This is a genomic window from Bacillus sp. ISL-34, assembly GCF_018613325.1.
Taxonomy (GTDB): domain Bacteria; phylum Bacillota; class Bacilli; order Bacillales; family DSM-1321; genus Peribacillus.
In genome coordinates this window covers 160,210-179,959 of record NZ_JAGGQJ010000021.1, presented here as the reverse complement: position 1 = coordinate 179,959, position 19,750 = coordinate 160,210, and the positions used below count along the sequence as shown (strand labels likewise).

The 19,750-nt window shown below is 37.8% G+C and carries 14 protein-coding genes; 7 read left to right on the top strand and 7 right to left on the bottom strand.

The features are described from left to right. The 5 genes from J7E52_RS15370 to J7E52_RS15350 form a co-directional block, all read right to left on the bottom strand. Positions 1–214: transposase (locus tag J7E52_RS15370; protein ID WP_396020283.1), on the bottom strand; the 214-nt coding region annotated here is incomplete at its 3' end. Between the two features lie 392 nt (positions 215–606). Continuing rightward, complete coding sequence (locus J7E52_RS15365) at positions 607–1,215, bottom strand: Rid family hydrolase (protein ID WP_286197792.1); 609 nt, start codon at positions 1,213–1,215, stop codon at positions 607–609. Positions 1,216–1,403: 188 nt separating this feature from the next. Continuing rightward, positions 1,404–2,489: a Ger(x)C family spore germination protein gene (locus J7E52_RS15360; RefSeq protein ID WP_214748091.1), complete on the bottom strand. Its 1,086-nt coding sequence runs from the start codon at positions 2,487–2,489 to the stop codon at positions 1,404–1,406. Then, positions 2,486–3,577: a GerAB/ArcD/ProY family transporter gene (locus tag J7E52_RS15355; protein WP_214748090.1), complete on the bottom strand. Its 1,092-nt coding sequence runs from the start codon at positions 3,575–3,577 to the stop codon at positions 2,486–2,488. Before J7E52_RS15355 ends, J7E52_RS15360 begins: the two co-directional genes overlap by 4 nt. An 18-nt stretch (positions 3,578–3,595) precedes the next feature. Then, positions 3,596–5,122 (bottom strand): spore germination protein, encoded by a 1,527-nt coding sequence (locus tag J7E52_RS15350; protein WP_214748087.1) that lies wholly within the window; start codon positions 5,120–5,122, stop codon positions 3,596–3,598. A 210-nt stretch (positions 5,123–5,332) separates the two neighbouring features. Between J7E52_RS15350 and J7E52_RS15345 the strand changes: the two genes are divergently transcribed. The 3 genes from J7E52_RS15345 to J7E52_RS15335 are packed head-to-tail and all read left to right on the top strand — an operon-like array spanning position 5,333 to position 8,963. Further along, positions 5,333–6,763 (top strand): spore germination protein, encoded by a 1,431-nt coding sequence (locus J7E52_RS15345; protein WP_214748084.1) that lies wholly within the window; start codon positions 5,333–5,335, stop codon positions 6,761–6,763. Beyond that, the gene (locus tag J7E52_RS15340; protein ID WP_214748081.1) at positions 6,760–7,854 is read left to right on the top strand and encodes a GerAB/ArcD/ProY family transporter; all 1,095 of its coding nucleotides are present in this window, start codon (positions 6,760–6,762) and stop codon (positions 7,852–7,854) included. Before J7E52_RS15345 ends, J7E52_RS15340 begins: the two co-directional genes overlap by 4 nt. Then, positions 7,851–8,963 carry a Ger(x)C family spore germination protein gene (locus tag J7E52_RS15335; protein WP_214748078.1) on the top strand — a complete coding sequence of 371 codons (1,113 nt, stop codon included), beginning with the start codon at positions 7,851–7,853 and terminating at the stop codon, positions 8,961–8,963. The genes J7E52_RS15340 and J7E52_RS15335 overlap by 4 nt, the downstream gene beginning before the upstream one ends. An 89-nt stretch (positions 8,964–9,052) precedes the next feature. On the opposite strand, the gene J7E52_RS15330 is transcribed toward J7E52_RS15335, so the two are convergent. Then, a complete protein-coding gene (locus J7E52_RS15330) occupies positions 9,053–10,495 on the bottom strand; it encodes a flavin monoamine oxidase family protein (protein ID WP_214748136.1) in 1,443 nt (480 codons plus the stop codon). Between the two features lie 962 nt (positions 10,496–11,457). Between J7E52_RS15330 and J7E52_RS15325 the strand changes: the two genes are divergently transcribed. After that, positions 11,458–13,146 (top strand): sigma-54 interaction domain-containing protein, encoded by a 1,689-nt coding sequence (locus J7E52_RS15325; protein ID WP_214748075.1) that lies wholly within the window; start codon positions 11,458–11,460, stop codon positions 13,144–13,146. 733 nt (positions 13,147–13,879) lie between these two features. Here J7E52_RS15325 and J7E52_RS15320 read toward each other — a convergent pair. Next, entirely contained in the window at positions 13,880–15,274 is a 1,395-nt protein-coding gene (locus J7E52_RS15320; RefSeq protein ID WP_214748072.1) for an amino acid permease, read from the bottom strand. Positions 15,275–16,094: 820 nt separating this feature from the next. Here J7E52_RS15320 and pruA point away from each other — a divergent pair. From pruA to J7E52_RS15305, 3 genes are all read left to right on the top strand, one after another. After that, on the top strand, positions 16,095–17,663 hold the full coding sequence (gene pruA, locus J7E52_RS15315) for an L-glutamate gamma-semialdehyde dehydrogenase (RefSeq protein WP_214748069.1): 1,569 nt from the start codon (positions 16,095–16,097) through the stop codon (positions 17,661–17,663). A 72-nt stretch (positions 17,664–17,735) separates the two neighbouring features. Next, a complete protein-coding gene (locus J7E52_RS15310; RefSeq protein ID WP_214748066.1) occupies positions 17,736–18,650 on the top strand; it encodes a proline dehydrogenase family protein in 915 nt (304 codons plus the stop codon). Positions 18,651–19,184: 534 nt separating this feature from the next. Next, positions 19,185–19,691 (top strand): acyl-CoA thioesterase, encoded by a 507-nt coding sequence (locus J7E52_RS15305; protein ID WP_214748134.1) that lies wholly within the window; start codon positions 19,185–19,187, stop codon positions 19,689–19,691. Positions 19,692–19,750 lie beyond the last annotated feature (59 nt).

Here is a 19,750-nt window from a genome sequence, read left to right as displayed (position 1 = left end):
TTGTTTCAACTTCTTCAATAGTTTTACGCATTGAACGAATACCGAAGGTATATTGAATGAATGTCAGTTTAACTAAAATAACTGGATCAATACTTGGGCGTCCTACCTCTGAATACATATCTTTCACCAAATCATAAATGAAAGAGAAGTCAATGGCAGCCTCAATTTTACGAACCAAATGGTTCGCTGGCACCAATTGATCTAAAGTAATCATTTCAAGTTGATCTCGCTGAATAGAATCATGTTTAGAAAGCAGCCTCAAGTTTTAATACTTCCATTTTAAAACAAAAAAGACTGTAGGCAAAAGAGGTTCTATCTAAAATTTATAACAGAGTTGATTGGAGCGAAAGGTGCGAGACTCCTGCGGGAAAAGCGCGTCTAGGGGAGACCCCGCAGGCGCAAGCCGAGGAGGCTCCCGGACCGCCCGCGGAAAGCGAGTGCCTGGAGTGGAAATCAACGTTCAAATTGTAAAAGCCATAAAAAGACTGTAGACAGGAGTAACTTCCTGTCTCTTTTTGTATTCAAAAATTATCCGGAGTGCAATGATAAGAATGATAACTTAGCCTGGAACACCGGTATTTTGTATCATGACCATACATCTATCGTCTATTTATTTGCTTGCCTGCCGTTATTTTTATAGGCTACTTCTGCTTCAATCTCAATGAGATAATCCGGCGAAACCAAACTTTCAACGCCTACTGTTGAACGAGCTGTTTTCACTGGATTTTCTTTTGTATTAAAGAACAGAGCATAAGCCTCAAACCAGCCTTGATAGTCTGGTGCATCTCCTTTGTTTGGATCTGGCGCGACATAAACACGCAGATAGGTTACATCAGCGAGGGAAAGTCCTTTTGTTTTCAATTCTGCTTTTAATTTCTCTAGAATTCCGATTGCCTGTTTTTCTGTATTGCCATATCTCTCATAAGTAGTTTTTCCATCTTTTTTTAAAAGGGGAGCTACTGTTCCGCTAAACAATATCCGGTTATAACTATTAGGTATAGCAACTGAACTGGAAATTGCAGAAGTTGGGGAGCCAAAAAAGGTCACTTGATCCGATTTCAATTCATCTTTTTCGTTACCTGCGTATGCAAAAGAGAATCCTGCGATTAAACTTATACCTATTACTGCGGCAGCGATGATTGATTTCATAGGTTTTTTCATAAAGTCAGCTCCTGTTATATATGTAACAACGATAGGTAAATAATTCTGTTTCATTTATCCTGCTTTAAAAGGGACTTAACCCTTTTGCATGAATCCGGCTAACTACATTTCTTGCGGATTCAAAAGAACCTGCCATCCATCAGTAAAATAACCGAGTTGTTCACCAGCAACCTTGTGACTCATTTAATATATGATTGTTGTTTTTGCGATTGATGAATTCAAAATGGCCTATCGACAATTTATTATTCAGAGACCCCAGTTTGGATGATGTTAACTTCAGTTTCTATATTAATGTCCATCACCGGATAAATCTTTTTCCAATGTTCATAGGTCATTTTTTTATTTTTGGCGTGGTATTTTTGCTTTAAGTCCATCGGGTCAAGGGATTTTTTCTGAAAATCTTTCATAAGACGGTTTGCATGCCTAGATAAATCAGCTTCCATATCCTGCTCGATTTTTTTTATCATCTTTCTATTGGTAAGGTTGTCACTTCGCATCGATTCCTTGATTTGCCCTTTGATTTTGATCTTGATCGTGATCGAGGGATTTCTCTCTGAACCGGATACCTCATAACTTGAACCGCTTCGGATACTTTCCACTACGATATCGCTTTTTTTCTTGTCATTTAATTTGAACTTGTATATTCCCCGCCTATGATGTTGAACTAATGTCTTAAAAATGAACATATCTCTTGTACTAACTTTACTGACCATTTTATTTTCATGAAATAGTCCGACTCCAGAAACCGTAACTTCATTATTGATAAATTTAATTAAAGGAAGATACGAATCGCCGCCATCTTCTAAAGAGTCGCCTAAAAAAATATGGAGGTTAGTATCCGGTCCGTTCGCTGTTTCAATTTGCTGATTGATCAAATCTGATAAAAAGATTCCAATATTCACATTCGTATTTGGTGGTTTCGCATTTATTACATTCTTGACCTTTCCTTCAACGATGGCTAAAATGACCCTGTTTCCAAGTTGTGGCTCACGGTAAAGGTAATCGGTCAGTTCTGTTATTCCGATTTCATGAACCACTTTCTCGCTGAATAAAATGATGCGTGTCTGACCAAGCAATACCGGCTTATCCGCTTTTTTGGAAACGACAGCCTGAACATCACTTGTTGTCGTCGATGTTCCACTTAAAATTTCGTATTTACCCATCTTGTCCTGTTGGAAGATAGGGATGACGAACATTCCTTCGACAATATCATTCTTCAGTATATCGTAGCCAATGGCTTGGGACATATTGACTTCATCTACCACTCTTGGCTGGGCGCAGCTGCAAAGGAGGGGAAAAGTCAAGATAACAAGAAATAATTTACTCATAAACGTTTCCTCTTTTTCTTTAGATAGATGATGACCAAAAGAAGTGGCAAGTATAAAACAAGGAAGAGCACGCCGTATGGATCGATTATTTTATTTAGTATATATAGTGAATCGACATCAAAAACAAATATATTGGTAAGCAGGATAATAAGCGACATCCCCCATAATGGATACTTTTGTTGAACACTGAATAAGCGCTTGAAACCTCGGCTTGCTGCCCACAAGGAAATGGTCATGTTGGGTATGATGACGATGGCCCACCAAGAAACATCTATATATTCAAATCGCTGGATAAAAGGCAATTCGACAATTCTGGTCATTGTCAGTGTCGGCCATATAGTCAGTTCCAACTGTTTTGGTGTATAAAAAATAAGTGAAACCAAATAAACGAATACGGTAATTAAGGTTGTCGTCAAGGCCCCCCAATGAGCATATTTTTGTGATCTTTTAGCATCTTTGATGAACGGATAATACATTAAGATCATTTCAAAACCAAGCAACGTTATTGAAGTACTTCTGGCTCCTTTCCATATATCCAATAGAGTGTGGTGGAAAACAGGAAGCAAATTAGAGAAATCAGAGTATTTCATGGCATAGAATAGGACAAATATAAGCCAGTATGTCAAAAAGACGCCTAAAAAGGCAATCCCCGTAACCGTACGGAACCCTCCCGTATGAATATAATAAATCAAAACTAGGAAAACCACTGAAAACGCCCAAGATGGTACCTCTTCAAACATCCATACATGTATGACATTTATATAGCTGATCATGACTGTCATGCTAAGGATAAAAAAGTAAAGAATGAATAATAGACTGAAGAAATTCCCCATCCATTTCCCGAATGCCTGATTATTTGCAGAAATGATATCTCCAGGAACGATACTGAAGATTTTATATATGAACCAAATCATTATATGAACGATCAGGCCGGCTAGTAGTATCGAAATCCAGCCATCCGTTCCCGTTGACTTCGCTAAAAGCCTTTGAAAACTTAAAACGCCTACTCCTGTTTGCATGGAATGCACTAAAAAAAACACATAGAACGGTGACACTTTATACTTTTCATTAACTCCAGCTTGGTTCATATAGGACCCTCATTTAAATCATTCATTAAAATCATTTTTTTTGATTCTTGCTTTTTTGGGCTGTGGCTGTCTGGATATATCATCAGGACGTAAATTTACAGGCCGCGACTTGAAAAGATTAAAAGGAAGCCGAACAAAGCTGTCTTTCCAATCTTGCATGCGAAATGGGTATATCGGTTCAAGGTACGGGTGTCCCATCGACGTTAATTTGATAAGGTGGGTCATCAAAAACACGGCTGCTATGGTAATGCCGAGCAGCCCCCAAATCTGGGCCCCGATTAAGAAGGGGAACCGCAGCAGCCTAATGGCATTACCCATTTTATAAATGGGAGTAACAAATGATGCCAATGCCGAGAGGGCAACGATGATCAATAAGATATTACTGGTCAAACCAGCTACAACGGCTGCTTGACCGATAACGATACCGCCGACGATACCTAATGTCTGACCTACCTTTGTTGGCAGCCTGGCAGCCGCTTCCCGTAATAACTCAATGGAGATCTCCAGGAATAATGCTTCGATCAAAGGCTGAAAAGGTATTAAGTTCCTTGAAGTGACGATCGTTTCCAAAAGATCTTTAGGAATCAGTTCATAGTGATAGGTCAGCACGGCTACATAAATGGGAGTGGCAAATATGGAAAAAGCGACCGCGAATATCCTTAATAAACGGAATGCAGATGCGGGAATCCACGGCATATTATAATCTTCCATGGTGATAAAGTATTCCAACAAAATGGTTGGAGTAATAAGTGCTGAGGACGACCTATCGATTAACAGGGCTACTTTACCTTCAGCCAATGCACTAGCGATGCGATCAGGTCTTTCCGTATTTAGAAAAAGGGGAAACAAGGTATTTGAATTATCATATAGCATTTGCGCGAGATAGGACCCGTCCAATATTTCATCAAACTCTACGTCATTGATCCTTTGTATAACATTATCAACATTTTCCTGATCAACGATTCCTTCTATTGATAAAACTGCCACTTTCGTTTTAGACAAGGATCCCACAGTCATTTCACTTACTTGCAATCCAGGGAAAGGAAGCCTTTTTCTGACTAAATTCAGATTGGTATCAATATCCTCGACAAAAGCTTCTAGAGCACTTATGATGCCAAATTCAAGTTCAGGTTTTTCAACTTGTCTTCCACGTTGGGCCGCAACATTGATTAATAGGCATTCATCAAGATTTCCATCTAAACGAAGTGCAATTTCGCCTCTCATGATTCTTTCTTCGATCACAACCTTGGTACTGGTGATCAGTGTATTTTCAATAGGTACGTTCTCTTTAATTTGCTCCAAATTTATCGTTTCCAGAGTAGGTATGACAGAAAGAACACTTTCATGAAGTACCTGTGCATCAATTAAAGAGCGATAAAAAGAGACCCAATAGCCTACGCCATTATAGGTTCCTTGATGGTTTATGAAATCATTGGATGAAGATAGGGTATTGAATAGTTCTCTTACTTCCGAAACTTTATTTAATTCATCATTTTTTTCGTTTGGTTGATTGGGTTTTTTTTTGTACTTTCTGTGGTTAAACAATGTTGTCACCTCTGCACTAAAGCTTATTATCCTAGCATTTGCAATTTAATTACATATTAACCATTTTGGATGTTAATGTTGCTTGCTTCAAAAAGGAAATTCATTAAAAAATCCTTGGTTTAACAGCTGTCACCATTTCCTGTTCGCATAAAAAAATTGAAAATAGAGGAAACTTAAAAATAAAAACCCATTTAACCAAAGGAGTTCACCATGAAAAGTAAACCCTTGCATATTGGATTGGATCAAAAGCAGGAAAAATTGAAATCTGAATTGGGTATGCAGGATGATGTAGTTTTTAAACAGATATTCATTCCCGGTTATGAAGTTTCAGGATTATTTGTATTTGTTAATGGAACGATGGATTATCCAGCATTCAATGATATAGTCCTGGATTTATCTGCTGCCCAGGTTGAAACCAGTCACCCGATTTCCATCGAGCAGCTGGTCATTTCCAAAATCTGTTCAGTCAGGGAACAGGATGTTGAAACATATGAAACAGCCAAGGAGCATATTTTTGACGGAAAAACGCTTTTATTTATAGATGGAATGGTAAAAGGTTATGTCTTAAACCTGGCAAAGGAAAAAAACCGTACACTGGGTGAACCTTCGACAGAGAGGGTTGTCCGTGGACCGAAGCTTGGTTTTATCGAAAGTCTACAAGAAAATATCGGCTTGATAAGGCAATATTCAAACCATCCCAACCTTATCGTCAAACAACAGAAGTTAGGGACGCTTGAAAAGCGGGAAGTTGCATTGATCTATTATGAAGGAAAAGCAAGCGATTCTTTGCTGAAAGAAGTGAATAAACGGATAAATGCAGTGAAAGCTACTGATCTCCAAGACTCGGGGATGCTTGAGGAATTAATTGAAGATACATCGTTTACCCCTTTCCCTCAGATCCAGAATACGGAGCGTCCGGATAAAGTATTGGCGGCACTGCAGGAGGGCAGGGTGGCCATCATGGTTGACGGCTCGCCATTTGCGTTGATGGCACCAACGACGATCACGATGCTGCTGCAGTCACCGGATGATTATTATGAAAGATGGGTAGCAGGATCTTTTTTGCGTGTACTTCGCTATTTTTCTTTATTTGTTACCGTATTTCTTTCAGGGATTTATATCTCCTTGGTCTCGTTTAACCCTGGATTGCTTCCGACAGAACTGGCTATGTCAATAGCAGGTACAAGGGAAAATGTTCCCTTTCCTCCTTTTGTAGAGGCAATCATCATGGAATTGACAATTGAACTGCTTCGCGAAGCAGGTATTCGGCTTCCGGCACCCATTGGGCAGACGGTTGGATTGGTTGGTGGGGTCATTATTGGCCAAGCAGCCGTTCAAGCCAATATTGTGAGTTCCCTGATGGTCATAATTGTTTCGATCACGACGATTACCTCTTTTACGGTACCGCAATATAGCTTTGGACTGGCGTTCAGGGCATTAAGGTTCGGGGCGATGATTTTTGCCGCCGTTTTAGGTTTATACGGAACCACATTATTCTTTATCATCGTTATCAGCCATTTGTCGAAATTGACCAGCTTTCAGGAACCTTATTTTCAACCAATGGATTTTATCGGTAAAAAGACCTGGAAGGATGCGTTCTTACGGTTACCGAAGCGGAAAAAAGGGGGGGAACTTTCTTGAGCCAATCCGACGGCAAAATTCTTAGTGGAGAATTGGCAGCGATCATTTCATGCAGCATGTTAGGAATTGGGATGCTGACGCTTCCAAGGACGATAACGGAAAAAATTCATTCGTCCGATGGATGGATCGTTTTGATTTTAAATGGGATCGCTATTGCCCTTTTATTATGCTTATTGGTTGTTCTGTTAAAAAAACATAAGGTGGCTAACTATTACACATACATGGAGGAGGCATATGGAAAGTGGCTCGCCAAACTTATTGGATTGATTGTGGTGTTGTACTTTATAGGCGTGGCCAGCTTTGAAGTTCTTGCAATGAGTGAAATGGTCCGATTTTATTTGTTGGAGGAAACCCCGGTTGAAATCGTGATACTTACCTTGATTTTAGCGAGTGTGCATCTTTTGACAGGCAAAATTAAAGCCATAGCTAAGGCTTGTGTCTTCTTTCTTCCTTTGACAATAGTCATCGTTTTGCTCATTTATTTGTTCAGTCTCAGAGTAGTCGAGTTAAAAAACCTCCAGCCTGTCCTTGCGAAAGGATTTCTTCCTGTCATGAAAGGAATGGGCTCGGGGACTTTGTCTTTTTTTGGAATTGAGCTTTTCATCTTTTTGTTTGGTGTGGTTAAAAATCAAAACAAGGTAAAAAGTGGCGTTTTAATCGGTTTTTTCATACCGCTGATATTATATGTAATTACATATGTTCTGGTAGTCGCTACACTGTCTGTGCCAGAAGTCAAAGCTGTAACTTGGCCAACCATTTCCTATATTCAATCGTATGAAGTAAAAGGGATATTTATAGAACGTTTAGAGCTATTTCTATTAATCACCTGGATTCTCCAGTTCTTTTGTACACATGCAATCTATTATTACTTCGCAGCAGAAGGCATGACGAAGATTTTTAACAATTCATATTCAACGAACCTTATTGTTTTGGTTCCAATTGTTTTTTTTCTGGCAAAGTTCCCTAAAGATATAATCGGGATTTTTAAAATGAGCGATTTGCTGGGATATGTATTTCCCTTTATATTGATTGGCTTGCCAATTATTACATTTGCAATCGTTCAAGTGAAAAGGAGTAGAAGAAGCGGATGAAAAGATTATGGTTGATCTTGCTTATTCCTTTGCTTGCAGGCTGTTGGGACAGTGAAAATATAGAAGAATTATCTATTGTCGTAGGAGTGGGAATCGATAAAGGCAAAAAGAAAGATGAAATCATGTTAACACAGCAAATTCTGGTGCCTCCAGGAAGTGGTGTTCAGGAGAATCAGGCCCAATTAAAATTTAAGAATGTTACCGTCAGTGCCAAAACGCTGCATGAAGCAATTAGGGATTCTTTACTCTTAACCAATACGGTTTTAACCAATCATCAGCGTATCATGCTCATTAATGAAGATGTATTAAGGAAAATCCCGATGGAATCGATCATTAATCAGTCAATACGCGATAATAATACAAGGAGAAGCTGTCTTGTTTATTTAACAAAGAGACCGACGAAAGAAATTTTGGGACTATCCGACGATGGGGAGATTCCTTCCAATGTAATCTATGAATTGAAAGATAATGAGAACAGAACGAATAAGATACTTCCGCCTTTAACACTAGGCAAAGCATCCTCAAATTTACAATCAGATGGAAGCTTTGCCATTCAGGCCGTTGATATTAGGGGAGGAAAATTAATTTTGGAGGGTGCAGGGGTGATCAACAATTCAAAGTTGGTCGGGGTCATGAATGATGAGGATATAGCAGCATTGAATTGGTTGAACGGAGAGGTAAAGGGCGGAATAATCGAAGCGGACCAACACGGTAAGCCTCTAAGTGTTGAATTGCTCAATAGGACAAGGAGGAAAATCAAGACCGAATTGAACGGGGATCATTTGACGATAAATATTCAGGTCGGGTACACAGCAAGACTTTCGGAAGATTGGTATGGTAAGGAAAACTCATTTAAGGAAGGCTATTTAAAAGATGTTGAGCGTGTTGCCGAGGATGAAGTTAAGAAGGATGTCGAGAAAATCGTATACAAATTACAGCATGAATATAAAACAGGGGTAGCAGGATTGTATCGTTATGTGGAAAATCAGCATCCAAAGTTTTGGGAGAAAAATAAGCAGAAATGGGACGAAATTTTCAGTAAAGCCGATATTAATTATGAAGTGGACTTAAGGATCATAGACTTCGGTTCAAAAGGAGGGGTAAAGTGACTGTTCATAAGAACGAAAACCTTCCAAATGGAAGGTTCTTTTGTCAATGCTCTTAAGTTAAATAACTAAAGAAAAGGTCCATTCAAGGATCACCCGTATGTTCTAGGCAGATTCGTCACTTCATGTGCAACCCTGATGCCGGATTGAATGGCTCCTTCAATCCAAGCTGGTACGGTTGATGTATGCTCACCAGCGAAGTGCACCCTTCCTTCAGGGGTTGGGATGTATGGAAACAAGTCCGTTTCCTGACCAGGTTTAAACATGGAGAAAGCGCCGTAGGCATACTGATTCAGTGTCCAGCTATAAGAAGCCCCCGATAAAAAGTGATCATACACTTGTTTTCCATGGACCGTTGCCAAATTTTTCAATGCGTGTTGTATACGATCTTTTTCCGGAAGGATATCCCATAATGTGGCATCATCTTCCCATGTATAACTTGCTAAGATGAGACCGGATTCACTCTGGTTGCTCGTTTGGCTGGGGTAATAAGAAAATCTAATGGGTAAATCGGTCGTTAATTTACCGCCGAAAATTCCTTCCTGTTCCCAAAACCTATGAGTGAACTGAAGCCCGATTTTCGTGGACGCAGCATAATGGAGTTCCCTTATTGCCTTCCACTTATTATGGGAAAAGGAATTCCGGGGTTCAATATCTATCAATTGCAACAATTGAAGTGGGATCGTCACGATGGCAAGGTCACCGGTAACCGTTAAGGGGTTTTGGCTTTGAGTATGTTTGGAATGGATGGTGACTTGATTATCATGTTGAACAATCTTTGTCACTTCATATCTGAAGTTAAGGTTATCCTTCAATTCCGGTAGAAAAGCGTATGGAAGCCGGTCGTTTCCGCCTTCGATTGCAAAAAATTTTACGTCTGGATTAAAGAGTGGCATAAGCTCCCGTAGTATGGCAGGAAAAGAAAGTTCAGGGAATCCTTCTAAACCCATCAGGACTTTAATGCTTTCAATCGCCCCTGTTGATAGACTGATTCCTACTGGATTGTACTGCAAAAAGAAGCTCATGGAGTATTTATCAAACTCTTTAATGACTATTTCCCAATTTTTACTTGGGTTTTGAATGATGAAGTCAGTCACAGGCTTAATTGCCATATTGAGTAATTCTTCAGCTGTTTTACCTCTTTCATGGGGAGCTACGGGGTACCTCAGTATATCCGGGTTCCGTTGGTATATGGCAGCGGTCGTCTTGATTCCATTGGCATAAATGGGATCATTAGGAGTTGCATTCACAAAAGTGTTTACTCCTAAACCATACTTCTTGATGTATTCCGCAACTAAGTAATGATAATTCGGAATGCGCATGGCACCTGCGTCAAAGTAGGAACCTTCTGAAAATGGCTCCCGTATGGTCAAAACACGTCCTCCGAGCCTCCCGGTTGCTTCCAATATCGTTACATCGTGCCCAGCTTGCTTTAAAAGGGATGCTGCAACCAAACCAGACATGCCGGCACCAATGATAATGATTTTTTTGGGGATTTGGGAAGGTCCCAGGCCATTTCTGATCACAGCCAGCATTTGATCTGGTGATAGCGGATCTTTGAAAAGGGACAAAGTGTTTTTCTCCTCTCTTGTTACACTTTCTAGATGGGTTTTAAGCTATCTTATTCCTATTGGGTCACCAATTATGAAGGATCTTCAATAATTTGTCATGAGTGATTATTGCTATCATATTCCACTAGGTTTATCCTTTATGTGGCAACGCTCAATTATTAGATAATTTAAAAGGGGCAGGAGATGAATAAGTGGATTTGCGGTTAAAAGATGATGCCTTTTTTTCGGCAGCTAACTATCTTAAGACTACTATTTTTGATGTAGCCGAAATTAATATAGAAAGGTAGAGAAGCAGTGTTCAGCCTTTTTGAACAATGGGATGAAATAACGAGGAATGCTATTCGTAACCTTTTTAAAATATTGGAAAAATCGCACCAATCTAATATATATAAATATAAGTTGATTCAGCAATGAAAAATGTGGATATTCAATACGTGAGGCATTAAGCGTGGCAAGGAAGTTTTTGATTAACTTCATCTTTTCGAATTTCAAGAATTTATTTTCATTCTTTGTTTTATGAAACCATACGCTATTAGCATAACAATTTGAGTTAGTATAGTTTCATATATTATTAGCGAGTGCACATAAAACAGTGTTAATTAAGTTACAAAGTTGATTTATTGATTTTTTGAACACTCAGTACATAGGCAATGCAGAAATATAATTAATGAAAGATTATTTTTTTTAATTGGTGGGGGTATATCACTATTATTAACATTCGTATAAAAAACTCTATTTAATGAAAGAGTTTTTTTATTTCTTTTACAGAAAATCAATCGTAAGAAACATAAGTGAAGTTTATATTATAATAAAGTTATTAGTTTTTATTTAAACATATTTGTTTTATGATTGTTTTAGAAGATGATACTGTATAAATTCTTATACTTTCTCATAAAATAAATAATAAAAGGGGTTTATTATGTAAAATGGAACAAATTAACCTAGACAACTCCTTCACTATAGTGAAACCCTATACAACTTTAATTGATATAATGAACAACTTTTTAAAGTGTGATTTTGTGATTATTTCAGCGAAAGAATACTACATTGTTTCAAAGAATGAATGCAATTTCTTGGCATTAGTGGATGATTCACTGTCTGTAATCGAGTGGATTGAAAAGGTAAAGTGGACTCCCTGTACCATTTCTACAATAGCTGAACTTTCCAGGTTACAAACTGATTGGAGCAGACCGGTCCTAATTAAAGATCCAGAAAATGAAGAAATTATTGGAATTATAACTGCAAACCAATGGGTTCAGCAGTTGGAATTGAAAAACTCGGAGCTATCCGCATACTTTTCTACATTGGCGGAAACCATTAATGACGCAGTCACAGCTGTGGATCAAGAGGGGAAAGTCATCTGCTGGAATACCGTCGCTGAGGGAACATACAGCATTAAACGTGAAAATATCCTTGGTCAAAAGATTGGAGAGCATTTTCAATCAGAGTCCATTATATTACATCGCATATTAAATGAGGGACGTCCCGTTCGTGGGGCTTATCATCGCCCTAATAATGATAATCACGTATTAGTAAATGCCTCTCCAGTTATAAAGGATAATACAGTTATTGGAGGTATTGCAACAGAACATGATATTACTCAAATTGTCCGTTTAAACGAGGAACTTGATTCTTCGTTACCGTTACTTATCCATCAGGACAACCCTTTTTCCTCTATTATTGGAGTTAATGTAGAAATTCAAAAAGCAGTGAAGGTTGCGCAAAAAGTTGCCTACGCAGACATTCCTGTCCTGTTAACCGGAGAACCAGGTTCAGGAAAAGAGATGTTAGCACAAGCTATTCATTACGGCGGTTCAAAGCGTACCGGCCCTTTTGTATCTATTAATTGTTCAGCCATTCCTTCCACTCTTTTAGAGATTGAATTATTTGGATATCAAAAAGGAGTTTTTACAGCTGATAAGAGGACTGGAAAAAACGGAAAAATTGAACAATCACATAATGGAACATTATTTATTGAAGAAATTGATAAAATGCCTTTAGACATTCAAGAAAAATTTCTAAACTACTTAGAACATGGATCATTTTATCGTGTAGGTACAACGGAATTATTGACGACACATACACGTGTTATCGCCTCTACTTCTCAGGCATTGGAAGAAATGGTAAAGGAAGGGAAATTCAACGAAAATCTTTATTATCGCTTAACTGTAATTAACATTGATATTCCTCCTTTACGTGAAAGACCAGAAGATATTGTCAAGTTAGTTGAACAGTTTGTGCAAGAGTTCAGTTCTAAATATAAGAAACCAATTCCAAAAATTGGACCAGAAGTTATAACCATATTAGTTAACTATGAATGGCCAGGAAATGTCCGCGAGCTTCGGAATGTTGTGGAACGTGTTATCCTTCTGAATGATGAAAATACTATTAAAAGCAATCATCTTCAAAAAAACATAACTAGTAACTATTATGTTCATAATAGCCATATCTCAGGCCCACATGAAACATCATTACAGGAAGAGGGAAAAGATGAGTTATTCATGATTCAAGAAGCCTTAAGCAAGACATATGGAAACAAAAGTGCTGCTGCCAAATTACTCGGTATGTCCAGAGGGACACTCTACAATAAGCTTAAAGAATATGGATTAAACTGATTTATTTGGTTGAATTTTTGAAAAATAAGTTAGGCTCTTTATTAATTCCCGGGTTACGCTACCTATTTATTACTATAAAAATCATCTATGCGGCTTTATATGCAGTTAAAAGAAGATATAAAAAGAATATAGATACGGGGATATACAGTTTAGGAGATCGAATATCTACGGAAGGTGAATTATGCAAGTCGTATTATAATGAGAAGAGCTATCATTGCATTAGAAGACGAAGGTATTTTACAAAAACAACAAGGTATCGAACCTTTTGTTATGGCCAGTTTCTGAAGACTGTTCAAAGGACTGCTTTGATAGTATCCCCTAATGGTAGACAGTGTAAAAAGACCACAAACAATCGTGGATGTTACACTACTACCCGGAGGGGATTTTATTATGGCTAAAAAAAAAGGGCAAAACTTCGAGAAATATTCAAAGGAAAAGAAAATGAAAGCTGTACAGATGTATTTGAATGGGGTAGGCAATTTAAAAACGGAATAAGAATTGATTCAAGGCGTGGTAGAATATCTATTATTACAAGTAACGATTCCAAAAACGACTCAGCCACCGAGCTCCGACTGAAAATCGAATCTCGATGACTGTAGTCTTTTTATGACTGTCTACTTGACAGGGGTAAATCAAATGACTAATCTGAGTAGGGATTTTTAATGGCCTGCCGTGCCTAAGTTCTAGTGGATTAGAGTCCATTGTTTATGATATATTTCCCTGCGTTTTGTAATTAAGAAGCATTTTTTTCTTTGTTCGTTGATAATAAATCCGATGATTTATTTTTCTTTAAGACAAAGAAAGAACCGACAATCAGTATAGTGAGAAGTAGTGTTAAAAAGAATTGTAAACGTAAGGAATCAATAAATGTCATCGAGATAAAAATACTAGTGATCGTAATAATCGTGGCATATGTTAAATAAGGAAATAACCACATTCTGATCTTAAGTGCTCCAGGATTTTCTTTTTCGTATTTTCTTCGCATACGTAACTGAGAGAAGGCAATCACTAGATAGACTAGAAGTGCTACACCTCCGGAAGCATTGACTAAAAATAGAAATACTTTATCTGGAGAGACGTAATTGAATCCAATACTAATATAAGCGATAACGGTACATCCTAATATTGCATTCATTGGTATCCCCTTATTATTTACCTTTAAAAACATTCGGGGAGCATCTCCATTTTTCGCCATCGAAAATAACATACGGGAGCTCGTGTAAATACCAGAATTCAAGCAAGAAAGTACTGCCGTAAAAAGAAGGAAGTTCATGATTTGAGCTGCAGCTGGTATATTTAAAAGTTCTAGGACAGAAACAAAAGGGCTTTTCATCAAACTAGTAGAGTCCCATGGAAGAATTGTTACAATTATTAAAATTGAACCTAGGTAAAAAGTTAAGATACGATAGATAACGGTATTTGTAGCAACCCTCATTGCTTTTTCAGGATTTGAGGTTTCCCCTGCTGCAGTCGCCACAATTTCACTCCCCATAAAAGAGAACATAACAAGGGCAACTCCTATAAAGACAGAACTTATTCCAGATGGCAGGAATCCACCTCTATGTAGAAGGTTTGAAGCACCAGGTGATTCTATACCTGGTATGAAACCGAATATAATGGCCCCTCCAAGAATTAAAAAGAGAACAATACTGACAACTTTGATCATGGACAGCCAATACTCAAACTCACCAAATGATTTAACAGAATAGATGTTAGTTAGGGTTAATAAAAAAGTAAGCATAAGGCTGACTGACCAAGAAGGCAAAGAAGGAAACCAATATTGAATAATTGTCGCACCTGCTATTGCTTCGACTGCAATTGCAATTACCCAGAAAAACCAGTATAACCAGCCAATCGTGTACCCGGCCCATGGGCCGATCGCTTCTCGGGCATAAGTGGAAAAAGAGCCACTTGATGGATTTGCTGTTGACATTTCCCCAAGCATCCGCATCACCAAAATTACCAGTAATCCTGCTAGCGCATATGAGAAAATAGCCCCTGGCCCTGCCGTATTGATTAACGGGCCACTTCCAACAAATAACCCAGCACCGATTATTCCTCCGAGAGAAATCATGGTAATATGCCGAATTTTCAACTCTTTCTTTAATACAGGTTGTTGATGATTCATATCCTACATCCTCTCTATAACGTAAAAACCAAAAAAATTAAGGGGATTCAAATCTTTCAAAAAATAGTAGAAAGTGTAACCCCTTATAACAAGAAACAAATAATTAATTAACAATCTCCTCTTTTATTTCCTCTGCTTATTAGAATTAAAAATTCAATTTGCATATGGACTATAAATAAAAGATGAAAAAATATTAAGAATTATATGATAATATATTTTATGCATATTTGTCTATTCATTTCCCGAAAACGGAACAATCACTATACAGTTTTGTTTACTTTAAAGTAATTTGGAACATGAACATCGGTAAATCAAAAAGTTGTTCTGAAGTTAGGATTGAAGGCATTCCTACAGCCATTTACATACTGTGTGGTTCAGAAGCTATGATTTGATTAAAAAGAAGCGGGTTAATAGGGGGTGAATTCTTCCCAAGATAAAGTGAATTCATCCATATATTGTTTAGATTAGCTTCATAAGCTAATAATAATCTATTTTTCGAAAAAAATAAATTGAACAAAAGTGTTCAATTTTATTTTTTTTAAACGATTTTGTTAAAAATAGTATACAAAAGTGTATAAACAGAATTATAATGTGTTTATATTAGTTTTTGAATATTGTTTGTATTATAAATTTTCCGTTAATAAAGGAGGCGATATTGGATTAGCAAACTTTTTTCAAGTAAACGAAGAATTAGTATTTCAGTTTAAAAAAATTAGAGGCAGCTACTATCATTAGAAAATTATTCATTGCTTTTATTTAACTAAAGATGAACCACTATTACATCGATTATACAAATCTATCTTTAAAGGGAGAGAATAACATGATTACAACTAACAATACGGACCTTAAAACATATAAACACGAACCATTTACAGATTTTACGCTTGAAGAAAATAAAAGTGAATTTAAAAAGGCTTTAGAAGTTGTACAATCAGAGCTAGGAAAAAATTATCCACTTGTCATTGGAGAAGAATTCATTACAACAAATGAACAAATTGTATCGATAAATCCAGCAAATAAGGAAGAAGTAATCGGTCGAGTTTCTAAAGCGAATAAAGAATTAGCTGAGAAAGCAATGCAAGCAGCATTGTCTACATTCAATACATGGAAAAAAGAAAAACCAGAAGAACGTGCTAACATTTTATTTCGTGCTGCGGATATCATTCGTCGTCGCAAACATGAATTTTCAGGGTATCTTGTTAAAGAAGCTGGAAAACCGTGGAAAGAAGCTGATGCAGATACGGCTGAAGCAATTGATTTCCTTGAATTCTATGCCCGTCAAATGATGCAATTAAAGGACGGAGTACCTGTAAAAAGTCGAGAGGGAGAAGCAAACAAGTTCAATTATATTCCACTTGGTGTAGGTGTCATTATTTCTCCATTCAACTTTCCTTTAGCAATTATGGCCGGAACGGCAGCTGCAGCGATTGTAGCTGGAAACACGATTCTTCTGAAACCATCAAATAACACACCAGTGATTGCAGCGAAATTCGTTGAAGTGATGAAAGAAGCAGGTCTGCCTCATGGTGTACTTAACTATATTCCAGGAGGTGGCTCGGAAATAGGCGATTATCTTGTTGATCATCCGAAAACCCGCTTTGTTTCCTTCACGGGTTCCCGTGAAGTAGGCTGCCGCATTTATGAACGCGCGGCAAAAGTACATCCGGGTCAAATTTGGATAAAGCGTGTGATTGCCGAAATGGGCGGAAAAGATACTGTAGTCGTAGATAAAGACGCGGATTTGGACGTAGCGGCCTCTTCGATTGTTTACTCTGCTTTTGGATTCTCCGGACAAAAGTGTTCGGCTGGTTCCCGTGCAGTGGTACATCAGGATGTTTATGATGAGGTACTTGAAAAAGCAGTGGCATTAACTAAGACATTAACGATTGGCTGCCCAGAAGATGGAAATACCTATATGGGCCCCGTTATCAGTCAGGCTTCATACGATAAAATCATGAAATATATCGAAATAGGAAAGGAAGAAGGCAAGTTGATGACTGGTGGAGAAGGGGACGACTCCAAAGGGTACTTAATTGAACCGACCATCTTTGCGGATATTGATGAAAAAGCACGTCTGATGCAGGAAGAAATTTTTGGACCTGTTGTTGCCTTTTGTAAAGCACGCGATTTCGATCATATGATGGAAATAGCGAACAACACAGACTACGGCTTAACGGGTGCGTTACTTTCTAACACTCCTGATCATATTGAACGAGCAAAAGAAGAATTCCACGTAGGTAATCTATACTTTAATCGCGGTTGTACAGGTGCAATCGTTGGGTATCATCCGTTTGGTGGGTTCAACATGTCTGGAACGGATTCGAAGGCAGGTGGCCCTGATTACTTGATTCTACACATGCAAGCGAAAACAACTAGCGAAACACTTTAATAAAAGCTGGGGCAATTTAAAAAGGTTGCCCCATTTAATAAAACGAGGATATGTATTTAGGGGGATATATTCATGCTGGCAGATGTTTCAAAAAATATTTTTCTTCACGCTTCCAACAACAAAGCGTTAAATAAAGCTGCGAAAAAATGGGGCCTTCGATTTGGGGCTTCCCAAGTTGTGGCAGGAGATACTATCAAAAGTGCAATTAAGAAAGTTCAAGAATTAAATGAAAAAGGCTTGGTTTGTACACTGGATCATTTAGGGGAATTTGTTTCAAGTAGAATAGAGGCAATAGAGGCAACGGAATATAACGTAAGAACGTTGGAAGCTATGGGTAGTGCAGGAGTAAATAGTAATTTATCTGTAAAAATGACCCAACTTGGTTTGGACATTGATCGGAATTTTTGTGTTCAAAATATGTGTCTAATTCTTGAGACAGCCAAGAAATACAACAATTTTGTCAGAATCGATATGGAAGATCATGCACATTGCCAAATCACGTTAGATATCCTGAGAGAATTACGCGAAACATATGATAATGTAGGAACAGTGATTCAATCCTATTTATATCGAGCGGAACAGGACGTAAAAGAATTAAAAGGAATTCCCCTTCGTTTAGTTAAAGGAGCCTATCAAGAATCTCCTTCAGTGGCTTATCAAGAGAAAGAAGAAGTAGATAAAAATTATATGAGAATCATTGAAGAGCATTTGCTGAGTGGTAGCTATACGGCGATTGCGTCCCATGATCATCGTATCATTGCCAGAGTAAAAGAGTTTGTTCAAAAACATAATATTCCACGTAACCAATTTGAGTTTCAGATGTTATATGGATTTAGAACAGACATGCAATTAAGTTTAGCTAAAGAAGGATATACAATGCGTGTGTATATTCCTTTTGGTAACGACTGGTTTGGCTATTTTATGCGTCGCTTGGCAGAAAGACCACAAAATATTGCTTTTGCCCTTAAAGGATTCTTTTCTAAATAATTGATGAGTTTATAAAAATGGGTGAAGATTTTTACTTTTAGAGTTCGAAACTGTGAAACTAAACAGATAGGCATACCTACTCTTTCTAAAAATAGAAAAATATAACCATAAATCTTCTCTCTTTCTCCGAATTAACATGCATAAGGAAGATTTACGTTGATGATAAATAAGTCGAATTCATTGATAATGGTGCCGTTTAACGGAACTGGAATCAAAGAAAGCAATCAGTGAAGATATGATCTGACCCCGTCCTCCCATGACCGGTGGATTCACCAGTATGAAAAGTCTGGTTCCTTCCAAGAGAAAGACAACAGTTCACTCGAACAGGAGGAGCTTTTAATGCTACGCAGAGATCTTAAGCAACAGCAGATGGTGAATGATATTTTAAAGAAAGCTGCGCATTCTCGGAACTAGGCTACGTACGCCGATAGTGTTTTAAGGATAAAAAGCGCAAAATTGTATCATAATATAACCATATACTAAATGTTTACATAGGTGATGATTTCAGGTCCCATGTTTTAGGAGGACGGGTTTATTGAAGCAAAATATTGCAGAGAATCAAGGGTGATAAGAACGAGTCGTATATTTCCAAATGATGTGAACAATCATAATACATTATTTGGCGGCCGATTAATGAGTGACGTCGATCAAGTAGCATCGATTTCTGCAGCACGTCATAGTCGAAGTGAATGTGTAACTGCTTCCACAGATTCAGTTGACTTTTTACATCCCATTCGTACTACGGATTCAGTTTGTTTTATATCTTATGTGGCATGGACAGGCACATCTTCAATGGAGGTTTTTGTGAAAATTATTGCTGAAGATTTAAAAAGCAGTGTTCGTAGAATTGCAGCGACTGCTTTATTAACATTTGTTGCACTTGATGAACAAAAACGTCCAACACGTGTTCCAAAAGTTATTCCGGAGACAGAAGAAGAAAAAAAATTACATGAAACGGCATTAGATCGAGCAAGTATGCGGGAACAGAGAAAACAAAAAAGCAAAGATGTGGCTATGTTTTTAAATGTAGATTATCCTTAACTTTCATATAGAAACTTATAACCTACGATGTGCAAAGAAAAGGCAAGAGGCAATCCTCA